Raw genomic sequence first — 14,689 nt, forward strand, 5'->3', positions numbered from 1 at the left:
CCGCCCCGAGGCGCTGTCCTGGGCGCCCGCCGGCCACGTCTACGCGCTCATGCAGCTCGACCTGCCGTGGGGCGTCGAGCGCGCCCCCGTGCTCGACGCCGACACCGAGGCCCCCGAGGTCGTGGAGACCGACGCCGACGTCACCCTCACCGGCGACGACTTCGAGCTCGTCATCGACAAGATCACCGGCCTCATCACCTCGTTCGTCGCCGACGGCGAGGAGCTGCTGCTGGAGGGCCCGACGCCCGACTTCTGGCGTCCCTCCACCCAGAACGACGTGCGCAACTCCCTCGCCGCGCGCACCGCGCCGTGGCGCGAGGCGGGCCGCAACGTCGCGGTCGAGGAGGTCACGATCACCGAGACCGAGGCCGGCACCGTGAACGTCCAGCTCACAGGATCGCTCCCGACGCCGACCTCCCCGGAGTACCGGCTCGGCTACATCGTGACCAGCGACGGCGAGGTCGTCATCCGCTCCACGATGGCCGGGGAGTCCCAGCTCGCGGAGCTGCCCGCGATGGGTACCGCCCTCGTCCTCCCGGGCGAGTACGACAACGTCACCTGGCTCGGCCGCGGGCCGGGCGAGAACTGGAACGACCGCAACTTCGCCACGACGGTGGGGCTGTGGGAGAGCACGGTCGACGAGCAGGTCTACCCGTTCCCGATCCCGCAGGCCACGGGCCACCACACCGACGTCCGGTGGGCCACGCTGACCAACGAGGCCGGCAGCGGTCTCCTCGTGGGGGCCGTCGACGAGCCGATCCAGTTCGCGGCGCTCCCGTACTCCGAGGCGGAGATCACGGACACCAGCCACCACCACGACCTGGAGGCCGACGGCAACGTGCACCTCGCCGTCGACGGGGCCCAGCAGGGTCTCGGGCACCAGTGGGGCTCGCCGGCGCTGCCGAAGTACACCCTGCAGTCACGTGACGCGCACTCCTTCGAGTTCCTCCTGCGTCCGATCACCGCGGCCGACGACGTCAACGCGCTCGCCCGCCGCACGATCGACCTCGACCTGCTGAGCTCGATCACGGTCGACGGTCAGCCGATCGAGACGTTCCACACGGACGTCACCGACTACACGATCACGTTCTCCGGGGCCATCGAGCGCGACGTCCCGGTCGTGGCCGCGGCCCCGGCGTCCGACGGCGTCGAGATCACCGTGACCCAGTCCGAGGACATCCCCGGCACCGCCACGGTGACGGCGACGAGCGCCGACGGTGTCTCCTCCACCACCTACGAGATCCACTTCGAGGAGATCCAGGAGCTGTACCTCAGCGACATCGACTGGCTGAGCGCCACGATCGGCTTCGGCACGATCGGACGCGACGCCAACCTGGCGGGCCAGCCGATCCGCCTGCGGGCGGCACCGGGTGAGACCACCTACCCCAAGGGAATCGGGACGCACGCGAACTCCTCGATCGTCTACGACGTGAGCCAGTGGGACTTCAACCGGTTCAGCACGGTCGTGGGCATCGAGCAGTCGGCCAGCAGCGGCGGTCGTCCGTTCCAGTTCCGCATCTCGCTCGACGGCCAGGTGGCCTGGACCTCCCCGTCCATGACGAAGGAGACGCCGGGTCTGCCGGTCGAGCTCGACATCGAGGGCGTCAAGCAGGTCAAGCTCGACGTGACCTTCCTCGGCGCGAACAACGGTCACGGCCACGCCGCCTGGGCCGACGCGAAGCTGTGGAGCGTCGAGGAGCCGGAGGAGCCGGGCGAGGCCCTGCAGCTCTCGGACATCGGCTGGCAGTCCGCGTCCAGCGGGTACCTGACCACCAGTCGTGACCAGACGGTCGACGGCAAGCCGCTGCAGGTCGTCTCCAGCGGCACCGACACGGTGACGTTCGAGAAGGGCCTCGGCGTCCACGCCAACAGCTCGGTGGTCTACGACCTCACCAACCGCAGCTACGCCACCCTCGCCGGCACCGCCGGTGTGGGTCGCAACGCGAGCCAGGACGGCAACCTGTTCGTCTTCTCGATCCTGGTGGACGGCGAGGAGGTGTGGAGCTCCGGCCAGGTGCGCCGCAGCACCCCGGCCAAGCCGTTCGAGCTCGACATCGCCGGGGCCGCCCGGCTCGAGCTGAGGATGACCGCGGTGGCCAGCAACAGCCACGGCCACGGCGTCTGGGGCTCGGCCCGTCTGGAGGACCCGATCGACGTCGCCCCGACGGCGGTCACGGTCACCCCGGGCACGGCCACGCTCTCGCTCGGCGCGACGACGACGCTCGCCGCCGCCGTCGCCCCGGCCGAGGCCAACCAGGCCGTGACGTGGACCTCCTCGGACCCGACCGTCGCCACGGTCGGTCCGAACGGTCTCGTCACCGCCCGCAAGGCCGGCACGGCCGTCGTCACCGCGGCCTCCGCCGTCGACGGCGCGATCACCGGGACCGCCACCATCACGGTGACGGCCATCGTCCCGACGTCGCTGACGGTCACCCCGGCCAGCGCCTCGATCGTGGCCGGTACGACGACGACGCTCACCGCGCAGGCGCTCCCCGCCGAGGCGGTCCAGGCCGTCGAGTGGTCCTCGTCGGACACCTCGGTGCTCACCGTGAGCCCGACCGGCGTCGTCACCGGCCGCGAGCCGGGGACGGCGACCATCACGGCGTCCTCGCTCGCCGACCCGTCGCGCTACGCCGAGGCCACCGTGCGCGTCACGGGTCCGGTCCCGGCCACCGTGGCGATCACCCCGGCGTCCTCCCAGGTCGTCGTCGGCGCCACCGTCACCCTCGCGGCGACGGTCGCCCCGGCCACCGCCGAGCAGTCGGTGACCTGGTCGGTCTCCGACCCGGCCGTCGCCACGGTCAGCGCCGCGGGCGTCGTCAGCGGGCTCCGGGCGGGGACGGTGACGGTCACGGCCGCTTCCGACGCCGATCCGGCTCGCCGGGCGACGGCCACGGTCGTGGTCCGGGCTCCGGCCCCCACGGCGGTCACCGTCACCCCGACGGCGACGCAGCTCGAGGCCGGCGCGACCGCGCAGCTCTCGGCCTCGATCGCTCCGGCCGCGGCCGACCAGGCCGTCACGTGGCGGACCTCCGACGCGGCGGTCGCGACCGTCGACGCCGCAGGGCTCGTCACGGCGCTGGCTGCCGGCACGGCCGAGATCACCGCCACCTCGGTGGCGGACGGCACGAAGGCGGCCTCGGCCACCGTCACGGTCACCACGCAGGCGCCCCCGGCGCCGACCGCGGTCACCGTGACGCCGACGACGACCACGCTCGAGGAGGGGGACTCGACGGCGATCGTCGCGGCCGTGCTCCCCGCGGGTGCCGTGCAGACGGTCACCTGGAGCTCCTCGGACGCGGCCGTCGCCACGGTCGACGCCACCGGCGTCGTCACGGCCCTCCGGGCGGGCACGGCGACCGTGACGGCCACCTCGACCGCCGACGGCACCCGCTCGGCGGGCGTCGCGGTCACGGTGACCCGACCGGCCCCGACGTCCGTCGTCGTCGCCCCGACGAGCCTCGATCTGACGGTCGGTGCGCAGGCGCCGCTGACGGCGACGGTCCTCCCGGCCGCCGCCGACCAGGCCGTCACGTGGGTCTCCTCCGACGAGACGGTCGCCACCGTCACCGCGGCGGGGGTCGTCACGGCCCGTGCCGCCGGCACGGCCACCGTCACGGCGCGCTCCGTCGCGACCGGCGTGGTGGGCGACGTCGCGGTCACCGTGACCGAGGCCGCCTCGCCGTTCCTGGACGTCGCGTCGGACAACCTGTTCTACGCGGAGATCGTGTGGCTCTTCCGGAGCAACATCAGCACCGGGTGGGTCGACGGTCAGGGCAACGCCGAGTTCCGTCCGCTCTCCCCGGTCAACCGGGACGCGATGGCGGCGTTCCTCTACCGCCTCGCGGGTTCGCCGACGTTCGTGGAGCCCGAGACCTCGCCGTTCGTGGACGTGGCCAAGGACAACCTCTTCTACAAGGAGATCTCGTGGCTGCACGCCGAGGGCATCTCCACCGGATGGTCCCTGCCGGGTCAGCCGGGTCGGAGCGAGTTCCGTCCGCTGGCTCCCGTGGCGCGCGACGCCATGGCGGCCTTCCTGGCCCGGTTCGCCGACGGCGTGCTGAACAGGGACGTCGAGGGGTTCGACCCGCCCGCGGTGTCGCCGTTCGTCGACGTCACGACGGACAACCTGTACTACCGCGAGATCGCGTGGCTGGCCCACGAGGGGATCTCGAGCGGTTGGGACGTGGAGGGTCAGGACGGGCTCAAGGAGTTCCGTCCCCTGAGCTCCATCAACCGTGACGCGATGGCGAAGTTCATGTTCGAGCTGATGGTCGAGGCGCCGTAGTCGATCCGCCGTCGAGCACGACGGAGGCCGGGACCCCCTGCAGTGCACCGGGGTCCCGGCCTTCGCCGTTCCCGGGGGCCCGTCGGGGCGATGATGGAGCCATGGGAACAGCACTGGTCACCGGCGCGAGCGCCGGCCTCGGACGTGAGTTCGCCTGGCAGCTCGCCGAGGCGCACCACGATCTCGTCCTCGTGGCGCGCGACGCCGAGCGGCTCGAGACGCTCGCGGCCCAGCTGCGCGCCGTCGGTGGCATCCACGTCGAGGTGCTGCCGGCCGACCTCGGGGTGGACGACGACGTGCAGCGCGTCGCCGCCCGGCTCCGCGCCGTCGAGCGCCCGGTCGGGCTGCTCGTCAACAACGCCGGCTACGGCCTGGGGGAGCCGTTCACCCGCGGCGACCTCGCCGTCGAGGAGGCGGCGCTCGCCGTCATGGTCCGGGCGGTCCTGGTGCTCTCGCGGGCCGCGACGGACGCGATGATCCCGCGCGGCCGCGGCGCGATCCTCAACGTCGGCTCGATCGCCGCGCTGATGGCGTCGGGCACGTACTCGGCGCACAAGGCGTGGGTGAACACGTTCACGCAGTCGCTGGCGCGCACGCTGCGCGGCACCGGTGTCACGGCCACGGTGGTCAACCCCGGCCTCACCCGGACCGAGTTCCACCAGCGGGCGGGCTGGGGGAGCGGGCAGTTCCCCGACCTCGCGTGGCTGAGCGCCGAGCAGGTCGTGGCCGAGTCGCTGACCGCGGTGCGCCGGGGCGCGGTCGAGGTCACGCCGTCGCTCCGCTACCGCCTCGGCGCCGCGCTCCTGCGCGCGACACCGCCCTCGCTGGTGCGCGTCATCAGCCGGTCGTTCTGATGGTGGCGGCCGTGCCGATCGCCGACGGCGACCGCTGCCCGTGCCGCAGCAGGCTCACCTTCGGGGAGTGCTGCGGTCCGTACCTCGCGGGCGGGACCCCGCCCACCGCCGTCGCGCTGATGCGCTCGCGGTTCACCGCCTACGCGCTGCGCGACGCCGACCACCTCCTGCGCACGTGGCACGCCAGCACGCGGCCCGAGGCGCTCGAGCTGGACGACGACGTGGCGTGGGTCGGGCTGCAGATCGTGGACTCGGCGGGCGGCCGGGAGAACGACGGCACGGGGACCGTGCACTTCCGCGCCAGCTACCGCACACCGACCGACCGCTCGGTGATGCAGGAGGTCAGCACGTTCGTGAAGCTGGCGGGCGCGTGGTTCTACGTCGCGGGTAACGTGCGCTGAGACGGCCGAGCGAGCCGGCGCGGTCGCGCGTCGGCGCTCGCGAACTAGGCTGAGGTTCCGTGAGCACCCCGAAGCAGCGCCTGGCCACCCTCGTCTCCGACCTCGCCGTCGTGCACGGCAGGGTCACCCTCGCCTCGGGACGGGAGGCCGACTACTACGTCGACATGCGTCGCGCGACGCTGCACCACGAGGCCGCGCCGCTGATCGGCCACCTGCTGCTCGACAAGCTCGAGGAGTCGGGCTTCGGCCCCGACGACATCGACGCCGTCGGCGGTCTCACGATGGGCGCCGACCCGGTCGCCGCCGCGATGCTGCACGCCGCCGCCTCCCGCGGGCTCGAGCTCGACGCGTTCGTGGTCCGCAAGTCCGCCAAGACGCACGGCATGGGTCGCCAGGTCGAGGGCCCCGACGTCGCCGGCAAGCGGGTCGTCGCGCTCGACGACACCTCCACCACCGGCGGCAGCGTGCTCGCCGCCGTCGAGGCGCTGCGCGAGGCCGGGGCCGAGGTCGTGGCGTGCGCCGTCGTCGTCGACCGCGACACGGGCGCCCGCGAGAAGGTCGCCGAGAGCGGCCTGCCGTACTTCTGGATCCTCGACACGGACGACCTCGGGCTTCCCGCCACCCGCTGAGACACCTCATCCGCCGGCTGGGACGGCGGCGGACGGACCGCCGCGAGGAGGCCGCGTCCGTTCGCCGCGCGCGCGGGGCGTGTCGCTAGTACGTTGGCGACGCCTTCACGCGCCCCGGGGCAGGCGCGTCGCCGCACGCCCCTGTCACCCGTCGTAGAGGACCCCCGTGAACGTGCTGAACCGTTGGACGGCGCGCGTCGTCCCGCTCGTGCTGGTCCTGGCCGGAGCCGTCGCCGGTGTCGTGGCCACCGCTCCCGCCGCGGAGGCCGCCGTCGTGCGGCCCTTCACGCTCAACTACAACCAGGCCGTCTACGGCGACCTGATCCACGTGGGCAACGGGAGCTCGGTGTGCCCCGGCGCCTCGGCACCGACCGACCCCTTCGGCACGGCGAAGTCGGAGTGCGCGACCGCCCAGGCGCGAACCAACACGCAGGCGACCGGGATCAACGACTCGTTCTACATGCAGTGGGCCGACGTGGACGCGAGCGCCGCCACCTACAACTCCAGCCAGGCCACCGTGACGATCCCGACCGGCGCCACCGTCGCCTTCGCCCGCCTCGCATGGAGCGGCGACACCGGCACGATCCGCCTCGCCGACGGCACCGTCTCCGCGCTCCCGGGGTGCAACACGCGCCAGTTCCTGGCCGGGGCCGGAACCTCGGTGCTGCCGGCCGGGACGCCGGAGAGCACGTCGGTCCGTCTCACCGTCGGCGCCAACCCCACCACCACGGTCGCCCCCCGGGTCATCTCGCGCGACGCGCTGGCCTCCGTGCCCGCGTCCCAGCCGCAGTTCTACGCGGCGCACGCGGACGTCACGACCCAGCTCGGCGCCGCCCCCACCGGAACCCCCACGACGGTGACCGTCGGCAACGTCTGGAGCCCGCAGGGCTTCGGCTGCTACTCCGGCTGGTCGCTGTCCGTGGTCTACAGCTACCCCACCGCGAACGTCAACGCCCCGACGGCACGCCAGGTCCAGATCTGGGACGGGCACGTCCGACAGTCCTCGATCGATCCGGCCACCACGGTCACCGCCTCCGGCTTCACCGCCAACGCGACCGGTGCCCGGGTGGCGGTCACCGCCTTCGAGGGTGACTTCAACATCACCGGGGACCGGTTCGCGATCAACGGCACGAACGTCGCCGAACCGCAGACGGGCGCGACGACGAACTTCTTCAACAGCGCCACGGACGGCGCCGCCGCCCCCGCGGTGGCCAACAACATGAGCGTCGACGCCAAGTCGCTCCCTGCGGCCGTCGCGGTCGGCGCGACGTCCCTGCCGCTGACCTTCTCCACGAGCGGCGACACGTTCCTCGCCACCACGATCGGGCTGTCCGTCCCCGTCGCACCGCCCCCGACGCCGGCCCTGGACGTCGCGTTGTCGTCGCCCGTGTCGACCTACTCGTCCGCCGGACAGTCCGTCGTCTCCACCGCGCTCGTCACGAACACCGGGAACGTCGCACTGTCCGACGTGACGACCGTGATGAGCGCGGGAGCGACGCCCGTCGCGGTCCTGACCTGTCCCCACGGAACCCTCCAGCCGGACGCCCAGGTGACGTGCCAGGCGACCGCGACCGTCTCCCAGGCGGACCTCGACACCGGCAGCCTCCAGCTCTCGGCCGTCGCGACCGGGTCGTCCGCGTCCGGCGTGACGACGTCGCCGCGGCGCACCATCTCCCTCTCCGCCGTCCAGGCGCCGTCGCTCGCCCTCATCGTCACGCCCAGCCCCGTGGTGGCCACGGCCGCCGGGCAGCTGATCACCTACACGTCCGTGATCACCAACACCGGCAACGTGACGCTGACCGGAGCGACCGTCGTCCCCGTCGGCTTCTCGGGTTCGGGACCGCGCCCGGCCGCCTCGTGCCCGGTCGAGCCGCTCGCGCCGACCGCGTCACTCACCTGCACGGCGACGTACACGCTGACCCAGGCGGACGTCGACGCCGGCGGTGTGCAGGCCTTCGACCTCGCCCGGGCGGCGGGCCCGAACGGCGCGCCGGTGAGCGCTCCGATCGCCCCGAGCCGCGTCGACGTCGCGCCGACGGGCTCGCTGACCACCGACGTCACGCTCTCCCCGTCCGTCGCCACGACGGCGGGCGCCCCGATCACCATCTCGTTCGCCGTCACCAACACCGGCAACGTCACACTCGGTGGCGTCACGCCCCGGATCGACGCGTTCGGCGGCACCGGAGCGGTCCCCGCGATCAGCTGCCCGGCAGCGGCCGGCTCGCTCGCCCCGTCGTCGTCCGTCACCTGCACCGCGAGCTACTCGCTCACCCAGGACGACGTGGACGACGGCGGGATCGACGTCGTCGGGTCAGGCGTCGCCTCGACCCCCGCCGGCGTCCCGGTCACGTCGGCCGCCGACTCCGGGTCGGTCACCGTGGCCGCCGCCCCGTCCGTCTCCTCCGCCGTCTCGGTCGACCCGACCGTCGTGGAGGCCGCCGGCACCACCGTCACGTTCGCCGTCGACATCACCAACACGGGCAACGTCACGCTCACGGACGTGGCCCCGTCCGACGTCGTCGTCACGGGGACGGGGACGCCCCTCGCCCTCAGCTGCCCGGCGGCCGCCGAGAGCGTCGCGCCGACGGAGTCCGTCACGTGCGAGGCGACCTACACGATCACCCAGGCGGACGTCGACGCGGGGTCGGTCACGGCCACCGTCGTCTCGCGCGGCACCGCGCCGTCCGGGACGTCCGTGCTCTCGCCCGCGAGCAGCGCGACGGTCACCTCGCCCCCGGCGGCCGCCCTCGCGATCGGAGCGACGGCGACGCCGACGGCCGCCGCCCTCGCCGGCGAGGAGGTCACCTTCGACCTCGTCCTGACGAACACGGGCAACGTGACGCTCACCGGAGCGACCGCCGTCGCGGCCACGTTCACCGGCAGCGACCCGCTCGGCGCGATCACGTGCGAGCCCGGGGCCGCCTCGTTGGCCCCGACGGCGGAGGCCGCGTGCAGCGCGACCTACACGCTGACGCAGGCCGACGTGGACGCGGGCGGCGTCAGCCTCACCGCGACCGGTCGGGCGACCGCCGGCGGCGCCGCCGTCGAGACGACGCCGGCCACCGCCGTCGTCACGGTGGCCGCGGCCCCCGCGATCGGCCTGGCGGTGACGGCCACCCCGACCGTCGCCGACGGGGCCGAGGAGGAGGTCAGCTTCTCGCTCGTCCTCACCAACACCGGGAACGTCACGCTGACCGGCGCGACCGCCGCCGTCGACACCTTCACCGGCAGCGGCGCGGCACCGACGATCACCTGCCCGGCCGGGGCCACGCTCGCCCCGCAGGCCGAGGTCGCGTGCACCGCCGGCTACGTGCTGACCCAGGCGGACGCGGACGCGGGCGGCGTCAGCCTCACCGCGACGGCGTCGGGCACCCCGTCCGGCGGCGAGGCCGTCGGCTCCGGTCCCGAGTCGGTCGCGGTGGTCGTGACGGCCGCGCCCGCCCTCACCCTGACGGCGACGGCGACCCCGGCCACGATCGCCGCCGCCGGCGAGCCCGTGACGTTCGCCTTCACGGTCTCCAACGCCGGCAACGTCACGCTGACCGACGTCGACCTGACGCCGGGTGCCTTCACCGGCGGGGGCGACCTGTCCGCCGTCGCCTGCCCGGCCGCAGCCTCCTCGCTCGCTCCCGGCGACGAGGTCACCTGCACGACGACGACGACGAGCACGCAGGCCGACCTCGACGCCGGCGGCCTCGCCGCCGGCGCGACGGCGACCGGCACCCCGCCGTCGGGCGAGGCGATCAGCTCGACCGGGGCCACGGCCGCGGTCGCCGCGGACGCCCGTCCCGCGATCGAGGTCGCCGCGTCCGCGACGCCGGCCGAGCCGGAGTCCTTCGCCGTCGGGCAGGAGATCTCCTACGAGCTCGTGGTGACCAACACCGGCAACGTGACCCTCGCGGGGACCTCGGCGATCGCCGCCACGTTCTCGGGCAGCGACGCGCTGTCGGCGATCACGTGCCCGGCGGACGTCACCGTCGCCCCGGACGCCGCCGTCACCTGCACCGCGACGTACACGATCACGCAGGCCGACGTCGACGCCCGCGAGCTCACGCTCGAGGTGGTCGCGAGCGCGACGGCACCGTCCGGTTCCGGCGTCCTCTCCGACCCGGTGAGGGTCACGCTCTCCTCGGTCCCGCGCCCGGCGCTCGCGCTAGTCACGACCGCGGACCGCACGACCATCGACGCCGCCGGCCAGGAGGTCGGGTACACGTTCGTCGCCGAGAACACGGGAACGCTGACCCTCACCGGCCTCGAGCTGGCCGGGACGGCCTTCTCCGGCACCGGTGCGACGCCGGAGATCGTCTGCCCGACGGACAGCGGCCCGCTGGCCCCCGGGGCCGAGGTCACCTGCACGGCGGACTACGTCGTCACGCAGGCGGACGTCGACAGCGGCGCGCTGACGCACAGCGCCGTCGCGACCGCGACGCCGTCCGGCGGCATCCTCGTCGTCCTGGCCGCGGTGCTCCGCGCCCCGGGCGACGTCAGCTCGGAGGCCTCGACGCTCGAGATCCTCAGCGAGCGCGCCCCGGCGCTGACCGTCCAGGTGTCGAGCTCCGGCGTCGTGACCGCCGCTGGTGACGTCGTCACGGCGACGGCGGTCGTCGCCAACGCCGGCAACGTGACGCTCACCGACGTCGGCGCGCTCATCACGGTCGAGGGTGGGAGCGGCGCCGTCTCGCCGATCGTCTGCGGCGAGGGGGCGGCGTCGCTCGCCCCGGGGGCCGAGGTCACCTGCACCGTGACCTACACCGCCGCGGAGGGGGACCTGTCGCTCGACGGGCTCGTGCTCGAGGCGGTCGGCGTCGGTACCGCGCCCGACGGCGAGCCGCTCGCCGTCCGGTCGCTGCCGGTGACCGCGGCGATCGCCGTCGACCCGGTGGAGGAGGCGACCACGCCGCCGCCGACGACCGAGCCGCCGACGACGCCGGGGCCGACCTCGCCCGGGCCGACGACGCCGGGGCCGACGACGCCCGGTGTGCCGCCGACCGCGGGACCGGGTCGGCCGATGGCCGAGACCGGCGCCGACCTGCGCGTGCCGGCCGGCATCGCGCTGAGCGCGCTGCTGCTGGGGGCGGGCGCGGTGCTGACGGCCCGTCGCCGTCGGGCCTGATCGGACGCACGAACGGGGCGCCTGCTGCGGCAGGCGCCCCGTTCGTGCGCTCGGGCCCGGGTCGTTCGCGTGGCAGCCGCTGCGGCGGTGCCGGATCCTCGCTCAGCGGTCGGCCGGCGGGTCCTCCGCGAGGGCCTGGCCGGTCGCGACGTCGAGCGCCGCGGCGCCGGGGTTGTGCTTCGCCTCGCGGCGGGCGCGCCAGATCTCCCACACCATCGGCAGCACCGAGATGACGACGATCGCGACGAGCATCGCCTCGATGTTCTCCTTGACGAACGTCAGGTTCCCGAGGCCGTAGCCCAGCAGGGTCACGCCGACCGCCCAGACGAGCGCGCCGACCACGTTGTACGACACGAAGTGGCGGTAGTTCATCTTGCTCATGCCGGCGGCGACGGGCGCGTAGGTGCGGACGATCGGCACGAAGCGCGCCAGGATGATCGTGCGGCCGCCGTACTTCTCGAAGTAGTCGTGCGCCTGCTTGATGTACTGCGGCTTGAGGACCTTGGCGTCCGGGTTCCGGAACAGCCGGACGCCGAAGCGCCGCCCGATGAAGTAGGCGAGCTGGTCGCCCAGGAACGCGGCTGCGAACAGGAGCACCAGCAGCAGCGGCAGGTTGATGCTGAGGTTGCCCTGCGCCACGAGCGCGCCGGCAGTGAAGAGCAGCGAGTCACCGGGCAGGAACGGGAACAGCATCCCGGTCTCGATGAAGATGACCGCGACGATCCCGATGAGCGCGGCGTCGCCGAAGCGCTCGATGAGGCTCTCGGCGTTCAGCCAGTCGGGTCCGAGGGCGACGACGTCGCCGTAGCTGGAGGAGGCTGCGACGAGATCGGGCAGCGCGACGGCGAGGTCCATGGTGGGCACGACGGATACCGTATCCGGCCGAACCCCCGAAACCTGTGGAGGCGCGGTGCAGACGCTGGGGGGATGACCGGACGCGATCGGCGCGCCGGTTACGGTGGATCCGGCGCCGCTGCGCCGTCGATACCGACCCCGGACCACGAGACCGATACCGACCAGAACGGCTTCCCCGTGACCTCGCCCTCGCCCCAGAGACCTGCTCGACCCACGACGACCGACCCCGAGGACGAGGCCCCCGCCGTCGCTCGCGCCACCTGGCGGGACGCCCCCGGGCTGATGCTGCGCGGAGGCTTCGTCGGGATGGCGGAGGGCGTGCCCGGCATCTCCGGCGGAACCATCGCCCTGGTGGTCGGCCTGTTCGACCGCCTCATCGACTCCGCCGGGCAGCTCGTGCACGCGCTTCGCGTGACCGTCAGCGCCGCGCTGCGTCGCAGCGAGGGCCGCGAGGTCCGGGCGGCGTTCGGCGTCATCGACTGGCGCTTCCTCGCCCCCGTGCTGCTCGGCATGGCGGTCGTGCTGGTCGCGACGCTCAGCCTGCTCGCGCCGCTGCTCGAGGCGCACCCCGTACAGGTCAGCTCGGTCTTCCTCGGCATGATCGCCGTCTCGATCCTCGTGCCGCTGCGGATGATGCCGCACCGTCCGAGCCCGCGGGACCTGCTGCTGATCGCCGGCGGCGCCGTGGTCGCGTTCGGCCTGACGTCGCTGCCGCGCGTCGACGTCGCGCAGCCGCCGCTGTGGCTCGTCTTCGTCGGGGCCGCGATCGCCATCAACGCCCTCGTGGTGCCCGGCGTCTCCGGATCGTTCGTGCTGCTCACGCTCGGCCTCTACATCCCGGTGCAGGCCGCCCTGGCCGACCGCGACCTCGTGTTCATCCTGACGTTCGCGGCGGGCGCCGCCGTCGGGCTCGGCTCGTTCGTCAAGGTGCTGCAGTGGCTGCTGCACCACCGTCGGCAGGTGTTCCTCGCCGTCGTCACCGGCCTGATGATCGGGTCGCTCCGCTCGCTGTGGCCGTGGCAGGACGGCACGACCCTGCTCGCGCCGCCGAGCGCGAGCGCCGTGGGCGTCTCCGCGCTGCTGGCGCTCGCGGGCGGCGCGGTGGTGTGGCTCGCGCTGGCGTGGGAGCGCCGGCACGGGAGCCCCGCCGTCGTGCACGCCTGAGGCTCACCGGCACCGGGCCCCATCGCCCCAGCGCCTCACCGCCCCCGCGGCTCGCCCTCAGCCGCGACCCATCCCGTGGTAGGTCCAGCCGGCCTCGCGCCACGCGGCCGACGTCAGCGCGCCGCGTCCGTCGATGACCTGGCGACCGGCGACGAGGGCGCCGGTCTCGACGGGGTCGAGCCCCGCGTACTCGGGCCACTCGGTCACGAGCACCACGAGGTCGGCGTCCTGCAGCGCCGCCCGGGTGTCCTCGACGTAGGTCAGCTGCGGGTGCCGCAGGCGCGCGTTCGCGATGCCCTGCGGGTCCGTGGCGCGCACGTCGGCGCCGAGACCCTTGAGCCGGACGGCGATGTCGAGGGCGGGGGAGTCCCGCACGTCGTCGGAGTGCGGCTTGAAGGACAGGCCGAGCACGGCGATCCGCCTCTCGTGGACGTGTCCGCCGAGCGCCTCCTGGGCGATCGTGACCACGCGGTCGCGACGCCTGAGGTTGATCGCGTCGACCTCCTTGAGGAAGGCGAGGGACTCGCCGCGGCCCAGCTCCTCGGCCCGGGCCGCGAACGCCCGGATGTCCTTGGGCAGGCAGCCGCCGCCGAAGCCGACGCCGGCGTTGAGGAACCGGCGGCCGATCCGGGCGTCGTGCCCCAGGGCGTCGGCGAGCTCACCGACGTCGGCCCCGGTGGCCTCCGCGATCTCGGCCATCGCGTTGATGAACGAGATCTTCGTGGCCAGGAAGGCGTTGGCCGAGACCTTGACGAGCTCCGCCGTCGCGAAGTCGGTGACGATCCGGGGGATCGCCAGCGAGAGCGCGTGCGCGTAGACCTCGTCGAGCAGCTCGCGCGCGCGGTCGCTCGTGACGCCGTAGACGAGCCGGTCGGGCTCGACCGTGTCGCGCACCGCGTAGCCCTCGCGCAGGAACTCGGGGTTCCAGGCCAGCTCGGCCCCCGTGCCCGACGCCTCCAGGCGCGCCGCGAGCCCGGCGGCCGTGCCGACGGGCACGGTGCTCTTCCCGACGACGAGATCGCCGGCGGCCAGGTGGGGCAGGAGGCCGTCGAAGGCCGCGTCCACGTGGGTCAGGTCGGCGGCGGTGGAGTCCTTGCGCTGCGGGGTCCCGACGGCGAGGAAGTGGACGCGCGCACCGGCGGCGTCCGCGATGTCGGTGGAGAACCGCAGCCGCCCGGTGGCGACGGACTCCGCCAGCAGCGGCCCGAGCCCGGGCTCGTAGAAGTGGGGTTCCGCGGCGGTGAGCGAGGCGATCTTGGCCGGGTCGACGTCGATGCCGACGACGTCGTGGCCGAGGCTCGTCATGGCGGCCGCGTGGACCGCGCCGAGGTAACCGCATCCGATGACGGACAGGCGCATCGCGTGTCTCCTTCAGGGTGGGGGGC

The 14,689-nt window shown here is 73.9% G+C and carries 8 protein-coding genes; 6 read left to right on the forward strand and 2 right to left on the reverse strand.

Annotated elements, in window-relative coordinates; translation table 11 throughout:
- The first annotated feature begins 49 nt into the window (after window positions 1-49).
- The 5 genes from C8046_RS19555 (at window position 50) to C8046_RS14560 (ending at window position 11,285) form a co-directional block, all read left to right on the forward strand.
- Window positions 50-4,288 (forward strand): Ig-like domain-containing protein, encoded by a 4,239-nt coding sequence (locus tag C8046_RS19555; RefSeq protein ID WP_109230058.1) that lies wholly within the window; start codon window positions 50-52, stop codon window positions 4,286-4,288.
- Window positions 4,289-4,389: 101 nt separating this feature from the next.
- The gene (locus C8046_RS14545; protein WP_109230059.1) at window positions 4,390-5,142 is read left to right on the forward strand and encodes an SDR family NAD(P)-dependent oxidoreductase; all 753 of its coding nucleotides are present in this window, start codon (window positions 4,390-4,392) and stop codon (window positions 5,140-5,142) included.
- Between the two features lie 11 nt (window positions 5,143-5,153).
- Entirely contained in the window at window positions 5,154-5,543 is a 390-nt protein-coding gene (locus tag C8046_RS14550) for a YchJ family protein (RefSeq protein WP_235866339.1), read from the forward strand.
- Between the two features lie 59 nt (window positions 5,544-5,602).
- The gene (gene pyrE, locus C8046_RS14555; RefSeq protein WP_109230061.1) at window positions 5,603-6,172 is read left to right on the forward strand and encodes an orotate phosphoribosyltransferase; all 570 of its coding nucleotides are present in this window, start codon (window positions 5,603-5,605) and stop codon (window positions 6,170-6,172) included.
- Between the two features lie 166 nt (window positions 6,173-6,338).
- Complete coding sequence (locus tag C8046_RS14560; RefSeq protein WP_109230062.1) at window positions 6,339-11,285, forward strand: beta strand repeat-containing protein; 4,947 nt, start codon at window positions 6,339-6,341, stop codon at window positions 11,283-11,285.
- A 102-nt stretch (window positions 11,286-11,387) separates the two neighbouring features.
- Here C8046_RS14560 and C8046_RS14565 read toward each other — a convergent pair whose 3' ends face one another.
- Window positions 11,388-12,140, reverse strand: coding sequence for a VTT domain-containing protein (locus C8046_RS14565; RefSeq protein ID WP_109230063.1), 753 nt, complete (start codon window positions 12,138-12,140; stop codon window positions 11,388-11,390).
- Between the two features lie 177 nt (window positions 12,141-12,317).
- Between C8046_RS14565 and C8046_RS14570 the strand changes: the two genes are divergently transcribed.
- Window positions 12,318-13,304 (forward strand): DUF368 domain-containing protein, encoded by a 987-nt coding sequence (locus tag C8046_RS14570; RefSeq protein WP_158277232.1) that lies wholly within the window; start codon window positions 12,318-12,320, stop codon window positions 13,302-13,304.
- 57 nt (window positions 13,305-13,361) lie between these two features.
- Here C8046_RS14570 and C8046_RS14575 read toward each other — a convergent pair whose 3' ends face one another.
- On the reverse strand, window positions 13,362-14,663 hold the full coding sequence (locus C8046_RS14575; protein ID WP_109230065.1) for a UDP-glucose dehydrogenase family protein: 1,302 nt from the start codon (window positions 14,661-14,663) through the stop codon (window positions 13,362-13,364).
- Between the last annotated feature and the right edge of the window lie 26 nt (window positions 14,664-14,689).

The organism is Serinibacter arcticus (assembly GCF_003121705.1).
Taxonomy (GTDB): domain Bacteria; phylum Actinomycetota; class Actinomycetes; order Actinomycetales; family Beutenbergiaceae; genus Litorihabitans.